The sequence below is a fragment of the Pseudomonas sp. 58 R 12 genome (genome assembly GCF_900005865.1).
Lineage (GTDB): Bacteria > Pseudomonadota > Gammaproteobacteria > Pseudomonadales > Pseudomonadaceae > Aquipseudomonas > Aquipseudomonas tritici.
Window position 1 is genome coordinate 233179 of record NZ_CVTP01000017.1, and the last position, 22339, is coordinate 255517.

The following is a 22339-nucleotide window of genomic DNA, read 5'->3' on the forward strand; positions in this document are numbered from 1 at the left end:
GCACGGCACCTCTGGGTGCCGTGTTGCTTTGAGCCGTCGACACACTCAAAAAATTTCCGTCGAGGCCCTTGTAATAAGCTTATGCGCCCTTATGTAACGGTCACCGCAAGGTTTCTGGTGGTGACATCAGACAGACTTCCGCGTCTTGCTTGGCGAGGCGCGACCGGCACCGCCGGAATACAACCTGCCGGTACTGATACCGGCCGATGAAAAACACAATTAGGAGAGATCGACAATGAGCAAGCTTCGTCCTCTGCACGACCGCGTCGTAATCCGTCGCAGCGAAGAAGAAAAGAAAACCGCTGGCGGTATCGTTCTGCCAGGTTCGGCTGCTGAAAAAGCCAACCACGGTGTGATCGTCGCTGCAGGCCCAGGCAAGACCCTGGAAAACGGTGACGTGCGTGCGCTGGCCGTTAAAGTCGGTGACAAGGTTGTATTTGGTCCTTACTCCGGCAGCAACACTGTGAAAGTCGACGGCGAAGACCTGCTGGTTATGGCTGAGAACGAGATTCTCGCTGTTCTGGAAGACTGATTTCCCCGCTCATTTTCCCGTTACTCCAAAGTATTTAAGGAATATCGATCATGGCTGCTAAAGAAGTTAAATTCGGCGATTCCGCCCGCAAAAAAATGCTCACCGGTGTCAACATCCTGGCTGACGCAGTAAAAGCGACCTTGGGCCCTAAAGGCCGTAACGTGATCATCGAGAAGAGCTTCGGCGCTCCGACCATCACCAAGGACGGCGTTTCGGTAGCAAAAGAAATCGAACTCGAAGACCGTTTCGAAAACATGGGCGCGCAGCTGGTCAAAGACGTTGCCTCCCGTGCCAACGATGACGCAGGCGACGGCACCACCACCGCTACCGTTCTGGCTCAGGCAATCGTCAACGAAGGCTACAAAGCCGTCGCTGCCGGCATGAACCCGATGGACCTCAAGCGCGGCATCGACAAGGCGACCATCGCCATCGTTGCTGAGCTGAAAAACCTGTCCAAGCCATGCGCTGACACCAAGGCTATTGCCCAGGTAGGTACCATCTCTGCCAACTCCGACAGCTCCATCGGCGACATCATTGCCGAAGCCATGGAAAAAGTCGGCAAAGAAGGCGTGATCACCGTTGAAGAAGGCACTGGCCTGGAAAACGAACTGTCGGTTGTAGAAGGCATGCAGTTCGACCGTGGCTACCTGTCCCCGTACTTCGTCAACAAGCCTGAAACCATGGTTGCCGAGCTGGACAGCCCGCTGATCCTGCTGGTCGACAAGAAGATCTCCAACATCCGCGAAATGCTGCCAGTACTGGAAGCCGTTGCCAAAGCCGGCCGCCCACTGCTGATCGTTTCCGAAGACGTTGAAGGCGAAGCCCTGGCGACGCTGGTTGTGAACAACATGCGCGGCATCGTTAAAGTCGCAGCCGTCAAGGCTCCAGGCTTCGGCGACCGTCGCAAGGCCATGCTGCAGGACATCGCTGTTCTGACCGGCGGTACCGTTATCTCCGAAGAGATCGGCCTGAGCCTGGAAAGCGCCACCCTGGAAAACCTGGGCAGTGCCAAGCGCGTGACCATCTCCAAGGAAAACACCATCATCGTTGACGGTGCTGGCGTTGAAGGCGACATCCAATCGCGCATCACTCAGATCCGCGCCCAGGTTGCCGAGACTTCGTCCGACTACGACCGTGAAAAACTGCAAGAGCGTCTGGCCAAGCTGTCCGGCGGCGTTGCAGTGATCAAGGTTGGCGCGGGTTCCGAAGTTGAAATGAAAGAGAAGAAAGCCCGCGTTGAAGACGCCCTGCACGCAACCCGTGCAGCCGTTGAAGAAGGCGTGGTACCTGGCGGTGGCGTTGCGCTGATCCGTGCACTGGAAGCCCTGACTAACCTGACCGGCGACAACGCTGACCAGAACGTCGGTATTGCTGTGCTGCGTCGTGCTGTTGAAGCACCGCTGCGCCAGATCGCTGCCAACTCCGGCGACGAGCCAAGCGTTGTGGTCAACGAAGTCAAGAACGGCAAAGGTAACTACGGTTACAACGCTGCGACTGGCGTCTACGGCGACATGATCGAAATGGGCATCCTGGACCCTACCAAGGTGACTCGTTCGGCATTGCAAGCTGCTGCCTCCATCGGTGGCCTGATCCTGACCACCGAAGCTGCCATTGCTGACAAGCCTAAGGCTGAAGGCGCTGGCGGTGGCGGTATGCCAGACATGGGCGGCATGGGTGGCATGGGCGGCATGATGTAAGCCAGCCTTACCCCCGTACTGAAAAAGCCCCGCCTGCAGTGATGCAGGCGGGGCTTTTTTATTGTTTGAGTTTGAATTGCAGTCAACTGTGGGAGCTGACTTGCCTGCGATGGCGCACTGCGAACCGATGAAACGTTGAATTAACCGCAAATTTTCGCCCTGGCACTGTCGCCACTGTGTGAAGCCATAGTGAAAATCTCGTTCACTATAAATCTTGGTTGAAAAGCTTTATCAGCATGCCCTCCAGGCCTATCCCTGAGCCACACTTGGCCTTAAGCTGCGCGAGCCAACACGGCCGCTACCGCGTACGGAGACACTCCCATGCGAATTTTATTGGTTGAAGACAACCGCGATATCCTCGCCAACTTGGCGGATTACCTGGGGTTGAAGGGTTATACCGTTGACTGTGCGCAGGACGGTTTGTCGGGCCTGCACTTGGCTGCCACTGAACATTACGATTTGATCGTGCTCGACATCATGCTGCCCGGCATCGATGGCTACACCCTGTGCAAGCGCCTGCGCGAAGATGCGCGCCGTGACACGCCGGTGATCATGCTCACCGCCCGCGATCAACTGGATGATCGGCTGCAAGGCTTCAAGTCTGGCGCCGACGATTACCTGCTCAAACCCTTTGCCCTGTCGGAATTGGCGGCGCGGATCGAAGCCGTACTGCGCCGTGCACAGGGCGGCGGTCGTCGCACACTGCAGGTGGCTGACCTGAGCTACGACCTCGACACCCTGGAAGTCACCCGCGAAGGGCGCCTGCTCAAGCTCAACCCGGTCGGCCTGAAACTGCTGGCGGTGCTGATGCAGAAGAGCCCGCACGTGCTGCGCCGCGAAATCCTTGAAGAAGCGCTGTGGGGCGATGACTGCCCGGACAGCGACAGTCTGCGCAGCCACGTCCACCAATTGCGCCAAGTGATCGATAAACCGTTCGCCAAGCCATTGCTGCAAACCGTGCACGGTGTCGGTTATCGCTTGGCCGAGGGGCGTGATGGAGTTTAAGCAGAGCCTTGCCCAACGGATCATCATTGCCTTTGCCTTGATGAGTGCATTGGTGGCGGGCGCCTTCGCCATGGGCATCGTCGCGACTGTGCACCTGGTGGAAGAAAAACTGATCTCGGCCGGCCTGGGCGGTGACCTGCAGCGCCTGTTGCTGATGGATACCGTCGAGGACTGGCGCCACCGGCCCGAGCCGGACCAGCTGTTTTACTTCAGCGGAGGTCCCGGCGATTTTGAATTGCCCAAGGATCTGCGTCACCTCGAACCCGGTTTCCACGAAGTATTCCGCGAGTCGCTGTCTTACCACGCCATGGTTGAAGTGGTCGACGGCCGGCGCTACGTGTTGTTGCAGGACCAAAGCGATTTCGAAGAGCGCGAACGCGTGCTGTTTGCCGTGGTGCTGGTGGGTTTCGTACTCAGTCTGGCGCTGGCGGTTTTCCTGGGGTGGGTGTTGGCGCGCAAAGTGATGGCACCGGTGGTGCGCCTGGCTCGCCAAGTACGTCACCGTGACCAATTGCTGGGTTTGGCACCCCCTCTGGCGCCAGATTACGCGGCTGACGAAGTGGGTGAGCTGGCCGTGGCCTTCGATGCCACGCTGGGCCGCCTGCGTCAGGCCCTGTCTCGAGAGCAGATGTTCACCAGTGATGTCAGCCACGAGTTGCGCACCCCGTTGATGGTGCTGGCCAGTTCCTGCGAACTGCTGCTGGAAAACCCGGCCATCGATCAGCGTGGGCGTAACCAGGTCGAGCGGATCGCCCGTGCCTGTGAGGAAATGCGTGAACTGGTGCAGACCTTCCTGATGCTGGCCCGCGCGGAGCATGACGACGGCACCATGTCGCCCCAGGTCAGCCTGGAGCAGGTCGCCGATGATCTGCTCGGTATCTGGCGCGAGCCCATTGAGCGCAAGGGCCTGGAGTTGATCTACCAGCCGGGCAACCCCTTGGATACCCGGTACAACGCGACGTTCCTGCACGCGGTAATGGGCAACCTGCTGCGCAATGCCTTGCATTACACCGAACACGGTTTTATCCGCCTGACCCTGGAGCCCAGTGGTTTTGTGGTGGAAGACTCCGGTGTGGGGATTCCCGAAGACAAGCGCGAAGCGATGTTCGAGCCGTTCGTGCGCGGCAACGAGAAGCGCGGTGACGGCTTGGGCCTGGGTTTGTCTCTGGTCCAGCGCATCTGCGAGAACCAGGGCTGGAGCGTGAGCCTCAGCACCATGGAGCCCAACGGCTGCCGCTTTCATGTGCAACTGAGTCAGGTCAACGCCTGACTCCACCCCCTACCGTTATCCTGCCAGACATCACCGTAATTCGGCGAAAATGGCCCGATGCTATTGCTTGTGTCTGTAAAGTCTTGAAATGTATGGGATTGGACAGGACAAGTTTTTCACAACGGGTTGACCTGTTGATCACAGATTGCTGCTTAAGGTTGTAGGCATCAGCAACTGGAGATCCGTAGATGTCTACCCCGATAAAGCTCGAATTTTCGAAAAAGTACGACGACGAGCACGCCCACGAATATTTGCTCAAGCATCAGGACAATCTGGCACGCCGGCTGTCCCATAAGCGCGACGAGCAATTGGCCCGTGGCGCGCTGGCGATGGCCGGTGAGCCTGGCTTGGTGCTGGACCTGCCCTGCGGTGCCGGGCGCTTCTGGCCGCTGCTGGCCGAAAAACCCAACCGTGTGATCATCGGTGCTGACAATTCCGCCTCGATGTTGAAGGTGGCAACGGTCGCCCAGCCCGCCGAAGTGGTGAAACGGGTACGGCCTTTGCAAACGTCTGCGTTTGATATCGATCTGCCGGATAACGCCGTCGATAGTATTTTTTGTATGCGCCTGTTGCACCACATTGGTGATCCGGCGCATCGGCTGGCGATATTGCGGGAGTTTCAGCGTGTTACCCGTGACAGCGTGATCATTTCGCTGTGGGTCGATGGCAATTTCAAAGCCTGGAAACGCAAGCGTCTCGAAGGGCAGCGTCGCAAGAACGGTGAGCAGGAAGGTTACCAAAACAGATTTGTGTTACCGGCTGCTACTGTCGAAGCGGAGTTCGAGGAAGCCGGCTTTCGCGTTCAGGAATCCCTGGACTTCATACCGCTCTACGCCATGTGGCGGGTGTACGTATTACGCAAGAGGTAACAGGATGGCAGTTGAGTGCGTAGCAGGCAGTCACGTAGCGCCCGAAGAGCGATTCGATTATTTCTGGCGCCAGCAGGGCGAATGGGTCGAAGAGCCCAACCGCCGGCGCGGCGGTGAAAGTGGCGTGCAGCGCGTGACAAGCTCCAATGGACGTTTGCTCTATAGCAAGCGCCAGACCGGGCATATCTACCGCAGTTGGCTGCACCCCTTCGGCCGTCCCACCGTGCTGCGTGAACGCGATGCCATCAAAGGCCTGCGCCTGTTGGACGTACGCGTTCCGGAAATGGTCTTTTGCGAGGCGCGCCGCGACCCCGAGCACCGTTGGCAGGCACTGCTGGTGACCGCAGCCCTTGATGGCTTTGACGAAATTGAAAACTGGTACGCCGCCGGTGGCCGCGAGCAATACGGCGAGCAGGTGCATGAACGCGTGCTCAAGGAATTGGCTGGCACCCTGGCGCGCATGCACAAGGGGCGTTGGCAGCATGGCTGTCTGTACATCAAGCATATTTTTGTGCGGGTGACAGGCGAAGGTGATTCGGCCAATGTTGAAGTGGCGCTGCTGGATTTCGAGAAATGCCGCCAGCGCTTGACCGCTTATCGGGCAGCCTCCCATGACATGCTGCAATTGCGCCGCCATTCGTCGTGGAGCGATGCCGACTGGAAAAAACTCAGCTACTTTTACGAGACGGCGTTTGGCAGCGCTATCAAGGGTTTAACCAGATGAAGCTAGAAATAGCACGAGGTTTGTTTTTGGTCGGGGCGCTGGGCGTTGCAGCCTTGGCGCTGGCGGCGTGGGAGCAGCCTCGCACACAGGTGCTCAGCGCAATGCAGGGTGGCGCGCAATGCCCGTTGCCGCGCGTCGCCAAGGCGAGCACGGCGGTAAAGCCTGATCACGAGTTGTTGCTGTTTATGTTTGGAATGTCTCAAGGGATGAGGCCACAGAGTTGAAACGATTCAAACCCCCAGAAAAGGGCCTTGCGATGCGAGGCCCTTTTTTTGCTTTGTAGGTTCAAGGCGTATCCGGTTTGGCTAGCAGGGTGTACACGCAGGGCAATACAAACAGCGTAAACAGTGTGCCGATCGACATCCCCGTGGCAATCACCATTCCGATATCAAACCGGCTCACCGCACCTGCCCCTGTCGCGAAAATCAACGGCACCATGCCGAATACCATTGCCGCGGTGGTCATCAACACCGGCCGCAAGCGAATCGCCGCCGCTTCCTCCACTGCCTGCCGTGGTGTCAGGCCCTTGTCTTTGCGCAGTTGGTTGGCGAATTCCACGATCAGGATGCCGTGTTTGCTGATCAGGCCGATCAGTGTCACCAGGCCGACCTGGGTGTAGATGTTCATGCTCGACCAGCCCAGGAATAGCGGAATCAGCGCTCCGCAGATCGACAACGGCACTGTCACCAGGATCACCAGAGGGTCACGAAAGCTCTCGAATTGCGCCGCCAGCACCAGGAAGATGATCGCCAAGGCCAGGCCAAACGTGACCCACAGCGCCGTGCCTTCCTGGATGAATTGCCGTGACGCACCGCTGTAGTCGAACGCATAGCCGGGTGGGGTTTCTTCAAGGGCGATCTGGCGCACCGTGTCGATGGCCTCGCCCATGCTCACGATGGGAAACCCCGAGATCAGTGCCGAATTGAGTTGCTGGAACTGGTTCAATTGCCGAGGACGAGCGCGGTCGGTGAGGGTGATCAAGGTCGACAACGGCAGCAGTTCGCCCTGGTTATTCTTTACGTAGTAGTTGTTCAGCCAGTCGGGGTTGTCGCGGTAGGCGCGCTCTACCTGGGCGATCACTTTGTAGCTGCGTCCATCGAGGGTGAATCGGTTGATTTCCGCCTCGGCCAATAGCGTTGCGAGGGTGCCGCCGAGGTCTTGCATCGACACGCCCATCTGCGCGGCCTTGGCGCGGTCGATATCCACCACCACTTCGGGTTTGTCGAATGCCAAGTCGATATCGACGAAGGCAAATTTGCCTGACTCCATCGCGCGTTTCTTCACGCGGTTGGCCACTTCGAGCAACGAGGCATAATCGTTGGCCGTGTTGATCACAAAGCCAAACGGCAACCCTTCGCCCGTGCCCGGCAGGGAGGGCAGGTTGAAGCCGAATACTTGCAGGCCCGGAATCTGCTCCAGGCGGCTTTGTACCTCGGGGAGTATCTGCATCTGGGTGCGGTCGCGCTCGTTCCACGGTTTGAGCAGGAAGCCACCGATGCCCGATTGCACACCGTTGAAACCGTTGATCTGGAACGACGAGTAGTACTCCGGGAACTCCTTGAAAATCTTGATGAACTCGTCGGTGTAGGTGTTGAGGTATTCCAGGTTGGTCGGCTGCGGTGCGCTGGCCATCATGAAGATGATGCCCTGGTCTTCGTCGGGGGCCAGTTGCGACTGGGTAAACTTGAGGAACACCGGGATCAGGCACAGTACGATCAACGCAAACACGATCACCACCGGCCGCGTGTTCAGGGTGCCATGCAGCATGCGCTGGTAGCGGCGCTTGAGGCTGTCGAAAATCCGGTCGAGGCGATGGGCCAGGCCCGAAGGGTTTTCATCGTGGCGCAATAGCAGCGCGCACATCATCGGCGACAAGGTCAGGGCAACAATGCCGGAGATGATCACCGCTCCCGCCAGGGTCAGGGCGAACTCCTTGAACAGTGCGCCGGTGAGCCCTTCGAGAAAACCAATGGGCGCATACACTGCCGCCAGGGTGACGGTCATCGACACCACCGGCAGGGCAATCTCCCGCGCGCCTTCCAGTGCCGCATCCAGCGGTGTCTTGCCGTCCTCGATATGCCGGTGAATGTTTTCCACCACCACGATGGCATCGTCCACCACCAGGCCGATGGCCAGCACCATCGCCAACAGTGTCAGCAGGTTGATCGAGTAGCCCATCAACTGCATGAAAAACAGCACACCGATCATCGACAACGGGATGGTAATCACTGGGATCACCACCGATCGCAGGGCGCCCAGGAACAGGAATACCACTACGATCACGATCAATACGGCTTCAAACAGGGTCTTGACCACCTCGTTGATGGACGCCTGGATAAACAGCGTGGCGTCGTAGGCAATTTCCGCCTTGAGGTTGGGTGGGAGCTGGGATTCCAACTCCGGCATGATCTTGCGCACTTCCTTGATCACATCCAGCGGGTTGGCGCTGGGCGTGGCCTTGATGCCGATGTACACCGACGGCGTTCCGCCAAACGAGCTGATGGCGTTGTAGTTCTCTGCGCCCATTTCCACCCGGGCCACGTCGCGCAACAGGACGCGGCTGTCGCCGTCGGTTTTGACGGTGATCGCACCAAAGGCGTCGGCGGACTTGAGGTCGGTGTTGGCGTTGACGCTGGTGACCACGAACTCGCCCTTCACCTCGCCGGCGGCGGACAGGAAGTTGTAGCGGCGCACGGCGTCGGTGATGTCACTGGCGCTGAGGCCGAAGCCTGCCAGTTTCACCGGGTCGAGCCAGATGCGCATGGCGAACACCTGGTTGCCAAGGATCTCCGCCTCGGCCATGCCCGGCAGTGTGGCGAGCTTGGGCTGGATCACCCGTGACAGGTAATCGGTGATCTGCGGGTTGCTCAACTGCTGGCTGGAGAAACTGATGTACATCAGCGCCGAGGCGTCAGCGGCCTCTTTGCTTAACACTGGGTCTTCGGTGTCTTGCGGCAGTTTATTCTTCACCTCGTTGGCCTTGGCCAGCAATTCGGTGAACAGGCGGTCGCTGTTGGAACCGATGCGCGCGTAGATCGAGATCACCGAAAAGTTCTGGCGACTCACCGAGGTCATGTAGTCGATGCCTTCGGCGCTGGCCAGGCTTTGCTGCAGCGGTTGGGTGATATAGCCCTGGATGGTGTCGGCATTCGCGCCGGGGTAGGCGGTGGTCACCGTGATCAGGGCGTTTTCCATACTCGGGTATTGGCGCAGCGGCAGCTTGCTGTAGGCCTGGAAACCCAGCAGCACAATCAGCAGGCTGACCACCATGGCCAGCACCGGACGGCGGATAAAGGCGTCTGTGAACTTCATGGCCTAGTGCCCTGCCGGCTGGTTTTTGTCCGGGCTGATGGCGATGGGTGTGCCGTTATCCAGTTTCAACTGGCCGGCGCTGACCACCTGCTCACCGGCTCTCAGGCCTTTGCTCACCAGCACCAGGCCGCCGCGCCGCTCACCGGTCTCGACGAACCGCCGTTCGGCGATCAGCAGCGGCTTGCCACCGGTGTCTTTTTCGACCTCACCACGCTCGGTTTTTTTCTCGGCCACGGCGTACACCGAGTTGCCGTAGAGGGTGTAGGTGATCGCGCCTTCCGGTACCACGATTTGCGGAGCGGGATTGGGCAGCAGCACGTCCAGGCTGGTGAACATGCCGGGCAGCAGCTTGCCGTCAGGGTTGGCCAGGGTGGCGCGCACCAGCACGTTGCGGGTGCTGTTCTCGACCTTGGGGTTGATTGCACTGACCTTGCCGGAGAATGGCTGGCCTGGGTAAGCCGACACTTGCACCTGCACGGCTTGCCCGAGGGCGAGCTTGGGCACGGCATGTTCGGGGATGTAGAAGTCGACGTAGAGGCTGCTGATGTCCTGCAAGGTAGCGATCACCGTGCCACTGGCCAGGTAGTCACCCACATCCACCTGGCGAATGCCGATGGTGCCGCTGAAGGGCGCGACAATGTGTTTTTTCGCCAGCGAAGCCTTGAGCTGATTGACCGTGGCCTTGTTCTTTTGCAGTTGCGCGGAGAGGCGGTCGAACTCGCCTTTGGAAATCGCCTGGCTGCCCACCAGTTGGCTGCCGCGACCATAATCCAGCTGGGCCAGCCCGAGGTCAGCCTGGGCGGTTTCCAGCAGGGCGCTTTCCACTGCGCTGTCGAGTTGCACCAGCGGTTGTCCGGCCTTGACCTTCTGCCCGGACTCGAACTGCACCTCCTTGACCGTGCCGGCCACCTCCAGGCTCAGGTTCACACCTTGCAGGGCTTTGAGTGAGCCGACGGATGGAAGGCGCTGTTGCCAGGGTTGTTCGACCACCGTCGCGACCGCCACGCTGACCGCCGGTTTTGGCGTGGAAAAGACCTGGATCTGCTGGTAGATGGAAAAGGCTTTGTAGCCCCCCAGCAGCAGGACGATTAACAGGACGATACCCAACATGATCAGCATGCGACGGCGCAGCATATTCCGGTTCCCTGGAAAACTTTGGCAGACGATTTTTTTGTAGAAGTGTAGTGGGTATTCCAGACGGTGTTTATCACCGGGAACAGGGCCAGGACTGGCCCTGTTCAGAGGGGTGCGTCAGATCAGATGCAGATGGTTATCCCAGAGCCCTGCCGGCAATTCCAACGGTTTTGCTGCCAACTGTTTCTGACGGCAATCGTAGAACCGGCAACGGCCTTGGCCCGAGGTCACGACAAAGCCATCCTCGACGGCGCCGACACCGGCACAGTCGGGCAATGGTCCATCCAGGCGCAGCTCGCCACTGTCCATGTCCCAGATAAAGAAGCGGTTGCCCCGTGGGGCGGTCAACGCCACCAGGCGCAATTCGCTGTGCACCGCGACGCTGGCGGTGTAGTGCCCCATCGCCTGCAACTGCTCGTCGGCCACTGGGAACGCGACGAAAGGCTGGCCCGGTCGCTTGATCGCCAACAACTCGGAACGCTCCTGGGACGGCCCCATGAACTGCTGCCCGGTAAGGATGGTGCCATCGCTGGCGATCCCCATATGGCGCACGCTGTTCATCTGCTGGCCGAGGGTTTCCTTACTGATCAGCGTACCGTCGCGGTGCATCAGCACGAGGCTCGGTTCCATGGCGTTGAGGTTCATCTCCACGCGGCTTTCGGCTTCGGTACGAATGCCGCCGTTGGCCACCACCAGGGTTTCGCCGTCGGGCATCCACGACACCTGATGCGGGCCGATCCCATGGGTGGAAATCTCGCCACTGTGCACCAGCCGCTCGCCTTCGAACCTGTACACGCCGAGCAGGCCACGGCCGGGGTCGGACGTGTCGTTTTCGGTGGCGTACAGCCAGTCGCCGCTCTTGTGAATGACCGCATGGCCATAGAAGTGGCGATTGGCATGGGAGGTGATGGTTTGCAGCAGCGCACCACTGCGCAGGTCGATCAGATAACTCTCAGTGCCCGGGCGACGGGCAACAAACAGCGCAATGGGCAGCGTCGGGTGGTTGATGATGTCGTGACAGCGCTGGCCGACCTGGGTGGCGAACACTTGCTTGCCGTCCAGGCGATAGCCCACAGCGTAGTGCTTGCCGTCCGCATCATCGCGCGCCGAGAGCAGCAGCGGGCTTTTGTCTTTGCTTTTGAACAGCGTCCAGCCACCCAAGGTGAGCGCGCTGAGCAGCATGCTGCCAACCGCCAAAGCCTGTCGCCTGAGCATCATCAGTCACCGTCGTTGGCATTGAAGCCCAGTTGGATGCCCAGCGCCTTGGCCAGTTCGCCTTCGTGCAGGCGGTGGACAACGTTGAGGCTGTCATAAATGTCGTTGAGCTGCTGGCGCCCGGCGTCGTCGGCCAGCAGTTCGTTGAGGGTACGCTGGTTGCTGTCGAACAGCTTCAGCGAGGCGGCATAGGCGGCATCGATCTTGTCGGCCAACGGCTTCTGCTCGGCAGGCAACAGGCCGCGCAGGCCTTTGTTGTCGACGCCGACCCACACAGTCTGGGCCGCCGCGAGGCTGGCCTCGAGGCTTTGCAGGGACGACTGGCTGCGCCACGCATCGGCCTGGAATGGCTGCGGGATACCCTTGGTCTGGCGGCCCATCGGCGTACCGAGTTTTTTCTTCAGGGTGTCCAGCGCAGTCACCTGGACGCGCAGCAGATCAGCGATGGCTTCGTGGGAATCGGCGTAGCGCTGGTTAGGAAACTTGGTCATCTGCGCAAGCATGCCGTCGGTGCTGTTCCAGCTGGCCAGGATTTCTTCGGCCAGGGCCTTCTGACGGTCGCCGATAGCCACCAGCAGCGGGCAGTAACGGGCTTTTTGGGCGTCGTCGGCGATGTCGGTCTTGGCGTCGTAGAGGATGTATTCGTAGGCCGACAGGCCTTGCACGACCACGCTGGACTTGGCCAGGGCCGCGCCGTCGATCTGTGGCTGGCTGGCGACCAGTTGTTCGACTTGGCGGCCGACCAGGTTCTTCTTGTCCGGCCAGAACTGCACCTGCCACGCACGGTTGCCCTCGGCCAGCGGGCCGATCAGCAGCGGTTGCAACTCGGCCCAGGCCTTTTGCGCATGCAGGAAGTCGGCGCGCGCGGTGTCCAGGCTTTCCTTGCCTTGGCAGTAAGCCAGGGCGCTGACGGCCAGTTGGCGGTCGGCTTCAACCCAACGGCTGTAGGTCGGCAAAATCACTTGCTTGGCGATAGCCGCCGAGGTCACTGCTTGCGGGTCTTGCGGTGAGCAAGCGCCGAGGGCGAGAGCGGCCAGGCTGGTGAACAACAACTTGGGACGGAACATGTCGAGCTCCCTTCTGTAATTGGGACAAGGCTTATAAAGAATTCAGGAACGCCAGCAACGCAGCGCGCTGCTCGGCATTGAAAGACAACACATGCTGCTGCGCCGCTTGTGCTTCGCCGCCGTGCCACAGCACGGCTTCGAGCAGGTTGCGCGCGCGGCCGTCATGCAAGAACTGGGTGTGGCCACTCACGGTTTGCGTCAGGCCAATGCCCCACAACGGCGGCGTGCGCCAGTCGCGGCCACCGGCCTTGAATTCGCTACGGTTGTCGGCCAATCCGTCGCCCATATCGTGCAACAGCAGGTCGCTGTAGGGGCGAATCACTTGGCTGGCTAGTTCAGGTTCGGAGGCAGAGGCGGCCGTGGTGAACGCGGGTGTGTGGCAACCCTGGCAGCCCGCTTGATAGAACAGGTTTTTACCGGCCAGCACTTGCGGCGAGTTGACGTCGCGGCGCACTGGCACCGCCAGGTTGCGCGTGTAGAACAGCACCAGGCGCAGGATATTGTCGCTGACTTCAGGCTCGCCGTCGGGCCCATTGCCGTTGGGCGCCTGCTTGCAGGCGACTTGAGCATCGGTGCAGTCATCGAACGGTCTCAGGGACGTGGTGAGGCCCATATCACCAGAAAACGCGTGAACATTTTGTTGATTGAGGTTGGGTTGCCCGGCTTTCCAGCCGAAACGCCCAAGCACGGTTTTTTGCTGGGCGTCGTCCCAGACCCAATTGGCGCGGCCGACGATGGCTTCTTTGTCGGCGGTCTTCGGGTCGGTGTTGCGCAGGATATCGGCGTCGCTGATGGCTTCCAGCAGGCCCAGGCCGATCATCGGCGGGGCGATGCGCGCGGAGAAGCGTGTATCCGGATGCATCGGGCCGTAGCCAAGCTGGGTGATTTGCAGGTCCGGCTTGCGTAGTTCGACTACCGTGCCGTCCTTGAAGGTAACGTTGACCGGCGTGTAGTCGACCCGCACCTTGCCTTCGGGCACAACGCCGGGCACGGCCATGTCTTGCAGTTGCCCGCCGTAGACCGGTTCAGGGACTACGCCGATCTGTTCGATCAGCTTGGCATACGCAGGGCTATTCTCAATGGACAGGCGCACCAGCATCGACACCGCATTCGGTGCATCGGGCAACGGGGGGTGCCCACGGCCGTCTTTTATATGGCAGTTCTGGCAGGCATTCGTATTGAACAACGGGCCCAGGCCATCACGCGCCGTGGTGGTGGACGGCGCGATCACCCAGGGGCTGCGAAAGAAGCTGTTGCCCACGCTGAAATCCAGGCGCCGCGTGGCCGACAGGTTGGCCGAGGGCAGGGAAAACGCGTTCTGGTCACGCTTGTTCACCGTCGCTGCGCCGCCCGCCCGTGATTCACCCGGCTCGGCCTTGGTGAACCTGGGCGCGTCATCGCAGGCAGCCAAGCTCAAGGCCAGCAGTGCTGCGGACAGGCGAAAAAACGGACGGAACATCGGAAACCCTGAGCGAATGCGCAAATTATGGGCGCAAAGTCTAACAGGGCAGGGCGCAATGAATAAGAGCAATTATCGTTTGGTGGCATCCCGATTCATTCCCGCTAGAATGACCGCACATTTTTCTCTGGAGGTGGCCAATGCAGGCTCTCGACGCTTTGCTCAACCGTGTTTCCGTGCCGCGCTTGCTGGAACCGGCACCGACCCAGGAGCAGCGCGACGTGCTGTTCGCCGCCGCCATGCGGGCGCCCGACCACGGGCAGTTGCGCCCTTGGCGTTTCCTGACGGTGGAAGGCGCCGCCCGCGAGCAAATGGGCACGTTGCTGGCTGAGGCGGCGCGCCTGCAAGACGCTGAAGCGCCGCAAGCCGCCATCGACAAAGCCCAGAATGGCCCGCTGCGTGCGCCGTTGGTGGTGGTGGTGATTGCCCGCTTGCAGGAACATTCCAAGGTGCCGAAGTCCGAGCAACTGCTGGCTGCGGCCTGCGCTGCCCATGGGATCCTGTTGGCGGCCTACGCCCAGGGCATTGGTGCGGTGTGGCGCACTGGCGAATTGTCCTACTCGGCGCACGTTGCTAAAGGCTTGGGGCTGACGGCGGATGAGGAAGTGATTGGTTTCCTGTATTTGGGTACGCCGCAAAATCCGCCGCGTACTGCGCCGAAAGAGGATGTGGCGGCGTTTGTTCAAGCCTGGCCCGGTCGTTAAGCCGATGCAAATCTGCTTTATGTGGGAGCTGGCTTGCCTGCGATGGCGGTGGGTCAGTCAATGATGTGTTGCTGATGCACCGCCATCGCGGGCAAGCCCGCTCCCACAGGGGCCCGCATTGAATTCAGGATCTGTTACACCCTGAACTGATCCATCAACTTCATCTGCTGGCTGGCCAATGCATTCAGTTGGCTGCTGATCGCCGCCGACTCGGTGGCCTGCCCGGTGAGGGTTTCGGTCACGGTACGAATTGCCGAGACGTTGCGGTTGACCTCTTCGGCCACGGCGCTTTGTTGCTCGGCGGCGCTGGCGATCTGCAGGTTCATGTCGCTGATCACCGTGACGGCATCGCTGATCTTGCCCAGGGCCTGCACCGCTTGATGGATCTGCCCGGCATTGCTCTGGGCCTGGCTTTGGCTCGAATGCATGGTCGCCACTACGCCACGGGTGCCGCTCTGGATGCGTTCGATCACCAGGCGGATTTCCTCCACGGAATCCTGGGTGCGCTTGGCCAGGTTGCGTACTTCGTCGGCCACCACCGCAAACCCGCGCCCGCTTTCCCCGGCGCGCGCAGCTTCGATGGCAGCGTTGAGTGCCAGCAGGTTGGTTTGCTCGGCGATGCTGCGGATCACTTCGAGTACCGAGCCGATCTGTTCGCTGTTGACCGCCAGGGCTTCGACTTCCGTCACCGCCTTGCTGACTTCCTCGGCCAGGGTGGTGATGTCCCGTGTGCTCTTTTCAATGATCTGCATGCCTTCACGTGCCGACTGGTCGGCGCCGCGTGCCGCGCTGGCGGCATTGGACGCGCTGTTGGCGACGTCATGGGCGGTGGCGCTCATTTCATTGGACGCCGTGGCCACCTGGTCGATTTCGCGGAACTGCACCTGCATGCCTTCGCTGGTCTGGCGCGCGATGGCCGAGGACTGATCGGCAGTGCCCCGCGCTTCGGTGATGCTTTGCTTGATCTGCGCGATAGTCGGCTGCAGCTTGTCGAGGAAGCGGTTGAACCAGTTCACCAGTTCGCCCAGCTCGTCTTTCTTGGCATAGGCCAGGCGCTGGGTGAGGTCGCCGTCACCGCTGGCGATGTCCTTGAGCATGGCGGCCACGCTGTTGATCGGACGGGTCACACCGGTGGCGGTCAGCCAGATCAGCAGCAAGCCGAGCAAGCCGGCGGCGGCGCCCACCAGCAAGGCTTTGAGGGTGCCGCTGGCCTGGGCTTTGTCGAGCACACCTTGGAGTTTCGTGGCGTCGGCAAGCATGACGTGTTTGGGCAGCTTGACCACCACGCCCCAGGCTTTTGCATCGGCGATAGGTTTGACCGCGTAGACCGCACGGATCGTGTCGCCCTGTTCGCGGTTGACGTGGCTGTTACTGGCCAGCAGTTGCACGATTTCCTTGCCTTCGGCGCCGAGCGTGTCGACCAGGTTTTTGCCGACCCTGGCCGGCTCGCCGCTGTGGGCGGCAATCAGGCCGGTGCTGGAAATGACTTCCAACTGCGCGGCGCCTTCGAACAATTCCTTTTGTGCAGCATCGGCGAGGGTTTGCAGGCTGTTGAGGGCGATATCGACACCGACTACGCCGATCACTTTACCGTCCACGATCAGCGGCAGGGAGATGGTGGTCATCAGCACCGGCTTGCCGCCCACGGTGTCTTCGTACGGGTCCAGCAGGCATGTGCTGCGGGTGTCTCGTGGGCAGGTGTACCAAATGTTGTAGGGCGTGCCGCTGAGGTTGAGGGCGGTCTTGGTCAGGTCATCCTCGACCATTATGGTGTTCAGGCCTTCGCCACCGGCACGGCTCCAGTAGCTGGAGAAGCGGCCTTTTTCGTTGGACACGCGAGCCTTGTCGCCGATGAATTCGCTGTCCTTGCCATCCAGCCCATTGGGCTCGAACGACAACCAGATACCGAGCACCTTGCTGTTGCGTTCGAAGGTGGTTTTAAGACTCTGGTTGAGTTCCTCTCGCAGCGCGCCGGGGTCCAGTGAGCGCTTGGCGGCGAGGTTGCGCAAGTCCTTGACTTGGTCGGCGAGGGCAGTCACCACCAACAGGTTCTCGCCAAAGGTTTTCTGCAGTTGCACCGCCTGTTCGGCAGCCTTGGCTTGCAGCAGGTTCTGCACACTGCTGGTGAGCATTCGCGAGCTTGAATCGCTGATCAGGTGATCGTTCTGATCAGTCTCGTACAGGTTGATACTGATGATCAGCGCTATCACCCCCAACAGGCAAAGGCCTGACAACAGCACGATTTTCAAGCGGATGGAGAGGGTGTCGAACATAGGTTCACTCGCGAATGGACGTATTGGTATGCAAGCAGCAGAGCCAAGTCCATTCGGCGCTATGTCTGAAACATCGGCGTCATAAATCAATTCATGAGAAGCAAGCGATGAGCGGTAGGAGAATGCCTACAGGCAGCGTTCTGTGGGGTGTGCAAGCCGTTCCGGGCGTGACCAGATCCACAGGTTGCCCAGGCTCATGCCGGCAATCGCCAGGTAGATCGGCCAGCCGTGGTCGAGCATCACCAGCATCAGGATCGCGCAGAGCAGCATGCTCACGGTGGCGCTCACCTTGGCCCGCCGCGCGATGATCTTGCCGTTGCGCCAGTTGGACAGGATCGGCCCGAACAGCCGGTGGTTTTCCAGCCAGGCGCTGAGGCGCGGCGAACTTTTGGTGGCGGCCCAGGCGGCCAAGAGGATGAATTCGGTGGTGGGCAAACCCGGGATGACAATCGCCACTAATCCGATGCCCAGGCTGACGTAGGCCAGCAGGCCGAAGAGGATCTGCGCGATTTTCGAGGTGGATTGGGGTTTGCGGGTCATGGTGAAGCTTATCTGGTGGAAAGAGAGACAGATTGCTTGAGTTGAAATGCAATCAAGGGTGGGAGCTGGCTAGGCAAGCCAGCTCCCACATTGATCCGGTTTCTACCGGAGCATTACGCCAGTTCAGGGGCGCTAGCGTACGCCTGTTCCAACAAGACGGTGAAGCGTACAAACGCGTCGACCGCGCCTTTTTCCACTGCGGCTTCCTCTTCGGCGCTGAACGCCAAGGCGTCGAGGGTGCGGGTGAAGCGCTTCCAGCCTTCGGCACGACCGCCGGCCGGTTCACTTAGGTGACGGGCACCGAAGGTTTCGCTCAGGCCCAGGCCCACGGCGCGCTTGATCAGGAACGCAGCGCCGAGCTTTGAGCCCTCGGAAACGAACAGCCAGCCGAGGGCTTCGGCCTTGCTCGGGTTCTTCACGGCGCCCGCCACCGGCGCAGGCACTTCGGTGTCCAGGTCGGCCAGGTCCAGCTTGGCGGCGTCCGCACGGCAGCGCTCCGCCAGGTCCGGCACGATCTTGATCAGTTCGGCATCGTTGTAGAGGGCCACCAATTCCGACTGGAACAGATACTGCGCCACCACGAAACGCGCGAAGTTGGCCTGTGTCTCGAACGGCGCGTGGGCTTTGACCAATGCGTCGAGCTTGGTGTGCGGCTCGTTCGTGATCTGGTTCAGGCGCTGGGAGCGCAGGCTTGGACGTTCTGCGGTAGGAGAAGCGGTCATGAATAAGTCCTTGAGAAGGGGAGCGCCTTATTGCTCTTAAAGAGAGCGGTTATCAACTAGACGAACAAGAAGACGCGGCACAGTAAAAAATCCTCACCCCGGCGATGAAATTTCGACGAGGTGAGTGGTGCGCGCTAGATGTCCCAGACCACGTTGATCGCAAAGTTGCGACCCGGCTGGGTCAGGCGGTCGAGGTTGGCGGGCGAGGTCACACCGGCCTCGCCGACGCCGTCGTAGCTGCGCACGTCATCCCAGTTCCAGTACTTCTTGTCGGTCAGGTTGTAGAGACCACCGTTGAGGGTCACGTCGTGGGTGACCTTATAGAAGGCGGTCAGGTCGACAATGCCGAAGCCTGGGGTCTTGAAGGGGCCAGTGGTGCTGCCGTCAGGCGCATGGAAGGTGGTGCTGTCGACGCGATTCTGTTTTTTCACCAGGGTCCAGCTCAGCAGGCCACCGTAGTTGTCCTGGTCGTAGCCCAGGCCGAATACGCCCTTGAGCGGGTTGACGCTGTTGAGCGCCTCGCCATTATCGTCGTTGCGGCCATAGGTGTAGCCAACCGAACCCTGGGTGTACAGGCCTTGCGGTGCGCCAAACGCATCAAGGTTCAGGCGCCCTTTGGCTTCGATCCCCTTGATGGTGGCGTGCTTGATGTTGTTGGCTTCGAATTGCTGTGAGGTACTGCCGGCGACGGAGGCGTCCTCGTCGATGAAATTGCGGTATTTGTTGTAGAACACGGCGATATCAAACGAGCCGGAATCGAAGTTGCCACGAATCCCGGTTTCCATGCCTTTGCTGCTTTCCGGCTTGAGGTCCGGGTTGGGCTCGACGGTGTAGCCCTGCTGCAGGTTTTCGAAGCGGCCGTACAAGGCTTTGGCTGACGGTGTGCGGAAACCTTCAGCGTATTGACCAAACCAGGTGTAGTGATCGGTCAGCGCGTAGGTCAGGCCGAATTTGGGCGTCACACGGTGCCAGGTTTTTTCCTTGTCACTGTGGGCGTAGATCCGCGTCGGGTCGACGGTGTTGAGGAACTCTTCAGTCAACTTGGGCTTGAGTTGGGTGTAGTCATAGCGCACCGCGGGCAGGAAGGTCCACTTGTCCCAGGTGATCTGGTCCTGCGCGAACAGCGAGTAAGTGTTGATAGTCGGGTCCGGGAAGTCGCTGGCTTTTTTCACGCTGTCGCTGGCAATCGGGCTGGGCGCGCCGATGGCCGTGCAACCGCTGCCGACCGCCAGGCAGGTCGCCGCGCCTTCGCGGGAGCCGGTAACCTTCTGTTGTTTGAGGGTGGTGCCATAGGTCAGTTGGTGATCGGTTTCACCCAGGCTGAAGGCCTTGTCCAACTGTGCGTCGAACACCCACTGTTTTTCTTCATAAAGGGTTTCGCGGGTGCGCAAGACACGCCGTGATGGCTGGTAGATCTCGGCAGTGGTCTGGTCGGTCTTGGCGATCTGGTAGTTGAGGCTAGTCTTGATGTGATCGGCAATCGGCGATTCGAGGGCGAAGCGGTTTTCGATACCGAAACGTTCGCGGGTGATGGTGTCGTTGCCCGACCGCGCCCGGTAGAAGTTGAAGCCGCGCCCGCCTGTGAATGGGCCGCCCACTGCATTCTTGAGGTTGACGTCGCGATCGTCCTTGAACTTCTCGTAAGTCAGGCCCAGTCGGTTGTCATCGCCATAATTCCAACCCAGCTTGGCCAGCACGTTGGTGGTGCGCGCATCTTCGGGGTTGGCGCCGGTACGCGCCAGGCCCGTGGCGTTGTTGCCGTCGTAGGATTCCATTTCGTGACCATTACGCTGGCTCAAGTGCAGCAAGCCGTCGAAGTCCTGCACGCGCCCGGCGACGGTGCCAGAGGTCAACCAGCTCTCGTCGGCGGAGCTGTAGCCGGTCTTCAGGCGGGCGCCGAAGTCCTGGCCGGGCTTGATGATGTCATCCGGGTCGAGGGTGAAATAGCTGACGGCGCCACCAATGGCGCTGCTGCCATACAGGGCCGAGGCCGGGCCGCGCAGGATTTCCACGCGCTTGACGATTTCCGGGTCCACGTAATTGCGGCGGGTCTTGGCGTAAGGGCCGTTGAAGAAATTGTCCGGCACTTCCACGCCATCCACCTGGGTGAGGATGCGGTCGCCGTCAATGCCACGAATGTTGTAGCCCGAGTTGCTCGCACGGCCGCCGGCGCCGCCTACTGAGACGTTGGGCTCGTAACGCACCAGCTCGCGAATGGTGTTCACGTTCTGGCGGTCCAGCTCCTCACGTTCATGCACGCTGACGCTGCTCGGCACGCTGTTTACATCCTGCTCGTTACGGGTGGCGCTGATAGTCACCTGCTGCAGGTTGAGGGTGCTTCCCGTTGCGCGCTTTTCCAGGACGATGTTGTTGTTGCCCAGTTTGCGGTAGCTCAGGTTGGTCCCCACCAACAGCCGATCCAGGGCTTTTTCCGGCGACAACGGGCCGCGTGCGCCAGGGGACGATACGCCCTGGCCGAGTTCCGCCGGCAGGCCGACTTGCCAGCCGGTGACGGCGGTAAAGGCGTTGAGTGCCGAGACGAGCGGCTGCTGCTCGATGTTGAAGGTGTAGTTGCCATGGCTGCGCGGCGCAGGTTCGGCAGCAGCGGCCGTCATCACTGGCGCAGCTGCCAGCAGGATAGCCGCCGTCAGCACGGACAGGACGGGCGAGGAGGACCGGCGGTTGAAACAAGAGGACATCGAGAGCGCTCCGGGATACGAATCTTATAGTTGCGAACTGAAACAAATAGGAATCAGTTGCATTGGCTAAGACGAGACGTACCACCGTCAGCTATCGAGTAAAAATAATTCTCATTTAGTTCAAGATCACCAGCGCCGGGTATTCCGACAGCTTGGCCGAGGTGATGTGAGCCAGTGAACGCACTACATCCAGGGGCTGGTCGAGGCGGTAATTGCCGGTGACGGCGACGCTGGCGAGCCGGTCGTTGGTGTTGACGATCCAGCCGGGGTAATAGCGGCGCAGTTCGGCGAGCACTTCGCTCATCGGGCAGTTTTCGAAGATCAGCCGGCCTTGCACCCAGGCCAGGTCTTTGTTGGCGTCCAGCTTGGCAGGTTGGCCGAAGCCCTTGGGCCCGATGCGGATACTTTCACCGGCGCTCAGGCGCACGCGGGCATCGTCGAAGGTATTGCTCAGGTCGACATCGCCGCGCTGCACTTGCACCTGGGCTTCACCGTTGAGGTAACGCACGGCGAAAGCGGTGTCGCGCACGCTGGCACGCACGGGGCCGGCGTCGATTTCCAGGGGCAAGCCATGACTGGGCACCACTTCAAAAAACGCCTCGCCCTGGTACAGGCGGGCGATGCGCTGGTGGTCCTTGATGCTGCTGGAAAACGCCGAGTTGGTGTTGAGCAACACCTTCGAGCCGTCGTCCAATTGCAGGCGCTGGCGTTCGCCCACCACGGTGAGGTGGTCGGCTTGCAGGCGTACCGGCAGGTTGCTGAAGCTGAACAGGCCGATCAACAGCACGGCGGCGGTGGCCAATGGTTTCCAATGCGGTTTGACCCGGCGCCAGGCGCTGGGCTTGCGTGGCACGGCCAGTGCAACGGCGGCGCTGTGTACCGGCGCGCCACCCCAGGCGGCCTGGGCTTTGCCGAAAGCCTGGACGTGGGCCGGGTCACTCGCCAGCCAGGCTTCGAATTCGGCCTGCTGCCCAGGCTGCGGGCACTGCAAGGCGATCAGCCAGTCGAGGGCTTGGTCCATAGCCGTGTCTTGCAACACCTCATGAGCCAGCTCGTGGGGGCGCAGTTTATTCGGGTCCGTCACGGTGTTCCTCGGGTCTTCGCCACGTTCTAATCA

18 protein-coding genes and 1 pseudogene are annotated in these 22339 nt (G+C 60.5%); 8 read left to right on the top strand and 11 right to left on the bottom strand.

Annotated features, from left to right (window positions below; genetic code table 11):
- The first annotated feature begins 235 nt into the window (after nt 1-235).
- The 7 genes from groES (at nt 236) to BFP95_RS13985 (ending at nt 6321) form a co-directional block, all read left to right on the top strand.
- On the top strand, nt 236-532 hold the full coding sequence (gene groES / locus BFP95_RS13955; RefSeq protein ID WP_003175874.1) for a co-chaperone GroES: 297 nt from the start codon (nt 236-238) through the stop codon (nt 530-532).
- Nucleotides 533-582: 50 nt separating this feature from the next.
- Nucleotides 583-2229: a chaperonin GroEL gene (gene groL / locus BFP95_RS13960; RefSeq protein ID WP_049711696.1), complete on the top strand. Its 1647-nt coding sequence runs from the start codon at nt 583-585 to the stop codon at nt 2227-2229.
- Between the two features lie 321 nt (nt 2230-2550).
- The gene (colR, locus tag BFP95_RS13965; RefSeq protein ID WP_049711697.1) at nt 2551-3234 is read left to right on the top strand and encodes a two-component system response regulator ColR; all 684 of its coding nucleotides are present in this window, start codon (nt 2551-2553) and stop codon (nt 3232-3234) included.
- Nucleotides 3224-4504 (top strand): sensor histidine kinase, encoded by a 1281-nt coding sequence (locus tag BFP95_RS13970; RefSeq protein ID WP_065874582.1) that lies wholly within the window; start codon nt 3224-3226, stop codon nt 4502-4504. The genes colR and BFP95_RS13970 overlap by 11 nt, the downstream gene beginning before the upstream one ends.
- Before the next feature lie 188 nt (nt 4505-4692).
- Complete coding sequence (locus tag BFP95_RS13975; RefSeq protein ID WP_065874583.1) at nt 4693-5373, top strand: class I SAM-dependent methyltransferase; 681 nt, start codon at nt 4693-4695, stop codon at nt 5371-5373.
- A 4-nt stretch (nt 5374-5377) separates the two neighbouring features.
- Nucleotides 5378-6097: a lipopolysaccharide kinase InaA family protein gene (locus BFP95_RS13980; RefSeq protein WP_065874584.1), complete on the top strand. Its 720-nt coding sequence runs from the start codon at nt 5378-5380 to the stop codon at nt 6095-6097.
- A complete protein-coding gene (locus BFP95_RS13985; RefSeq protein WP_049711701.1) occupies nt 6094-6321 on the top strand; it encodes a hypothetical protein in 228 nt (75 codons plus the stop codon). Before BFP95_RS13980 ends, BFP95_RS13985 begins: the two co-directional genes overlap by 4 nt.
- A gap of 61 nt (nt 6322-6382) precedes the next feature.
- On the opposite strand, the gene BFP95_RS13990 is transcribed toward BFP95_RS13985, so the two are convergent.
- The 5 genes from BFP95_RS13990 to BFP95_RS14010 all read right to left on the bottom strand — a co-directional run bounded on the left by BFP95_RS13990 (nt 6383) and on the right by BFP95_RS14010 (nt 14284).
- Nucleotides 6383-9409, bottom strand: a complete 3027-nt coding sequence (locus BFP95_RS13990) for a multidrug efflux RND transporter permease subunit (RefSeq protein WP_065910321.1) — start codon at nt 9407-9409, stop codon at nt 6383-6385.
- 3 nt (nt 9410-9412) lie between these two features.
- Complete coding sequence (locus tag BFP95_RS13995; protein ID WP_065910323.1) at nt 9413-10543, bottom strand: efflux RND transporter periplasmic adaptor subunit; 1131 nt, start codon at nt 10541-10543, stop codon at nt 9413-9415.
- Nucleotides 10544-10660: 117 nt separating this feature from the next.
- A complete protein-coding gene (locus BFP95_RS14000) occupies nt 10661-11758 on the bottom strand; it encodes a DUF1513 domain-containing protein (RefSeq protein WP_065874587.1) in 1098 nt (365 codons plus the stop codon).
- A gap of 2 nt (nt 11759-11760) precedes the next feature.
- Nucleotides 11761-12825: an imelysin family protein gene (locus BFP95_RS14005; RefSeq protein WP_065910325.1), complete on the bottom strand. Its 1065-nt coding sequence runs from the start codon at nt 12823-12825 to the stop codon at nt 11761-11763.
- Nucleotides 12826-12856: 31 nt separating this feature from the next.
- Nucleotides 12857-14284: a di-heme oxidoreductase family protein gene (locus BFP95_RS14010; RefSeq protein ID WP_065910327.1), complete on the bottom strand. Its 1428-nt coding sequence runs from the start codon at nt 14282-14284 to the stop codon at nt 12857-12859.
- Nucleotides 14285-14424: 140 nt separating this feature from the next.
- Here BFP95_RS14010 and BFP95_RS14015 point away from each other — a divergent pair, with 140 nt between their 5' ends.
- Nucleotides 14425-14988 carry an NAD(P)H nitroreductase gene (locus tag BFP95_RS14015; RefSeq protein WP_065910329.1) on the top strand — a complete coding sequence of 188 codons (564 nt, stop codon included), beginning with the start codon at nt 14425-14427 and terminating at the stop codon, nt 14986-14988.
- A gap of 134 nt (nt 14989-15122) precedes the next feature.
- On the opposite strand, the gene BFP95_RS30335 is transcribed toward BFP95_RS14015, so the two are convergent.
- The 6 genes and pseudogenes from BFP95_RS30335 to BFP95_RS14040 all read right to left on the bottom strand — a co-directional run bounded on the left by BFP95_RS30335 (nt 15123) and on the right by BFP95_RS14040 (nt 22306).
- Nucleotides 15123-15878: a methyl-accepting chemotaxis protein gene (locus tag BFP95_RS30335; RefSeq protein ID WP_371905445.1), complete on the bottom strand. Its 756-nt coding sequence runs from the start codon at nt 15876-15878 to the stop codon at nt 15123-15125.
- A gap of 150 nt (nt 15879-16028) precedes the next feature.
- A pseudogene (locus BFP95_RS30340) lies at nt 16029-17261 on the bottom strand (chemotaxis protein); the annotation flags it as partial.
- A 126-nt stretch (nt 17262-17387) separates the two neighbouring features.
- Nucleotides 17388-17801: a YbaN family protein gene (locus BFP95_RS14025; RefSeq protein WP_065880973.1), complete on the bottom strand. Its 414-nt coding sequence runs from the start codon at nt 17799-17801 to the stop codon at nt 17388-17390.
- Between the two features lie 113 nt (nt 17802-17914).
- Nucleotides 17915-18523 (bottom strand): biliverdin-producing heme oxygenase, encoded by a 609-nt coding sequence (locus BFP95_RS14030; protein WP_065873632.1) that lies wholly within the window; start codon nt 18521-18523, stop codon nt 17915-17917.
- Nucleotides 18524-18657: 134 nt separating this feature from the next.
- Complete coding sequence (locus tag BFP95_RS14035; protein ID WP_065910331.1) at nt 18658-21222, bottom strand: TonB-dependent receptor; 2565 nt, start codon at nt 21220-21222, stop codon at nt 18658-18660.
- A 115-nt stretch (nt 21223-21337) separates the two neighbouring features.
- A complete protein-coding gene (locus BFP95_RS14040) occupies nt 21338-22306 on the bottom strand; it encodes a FecR family protein (protein ID WP_049711711.1) in 969 nt (322 codons plus the stop codon).
- Nucleotides 22307-22339 lie beyond the last annotated feature (33 nt).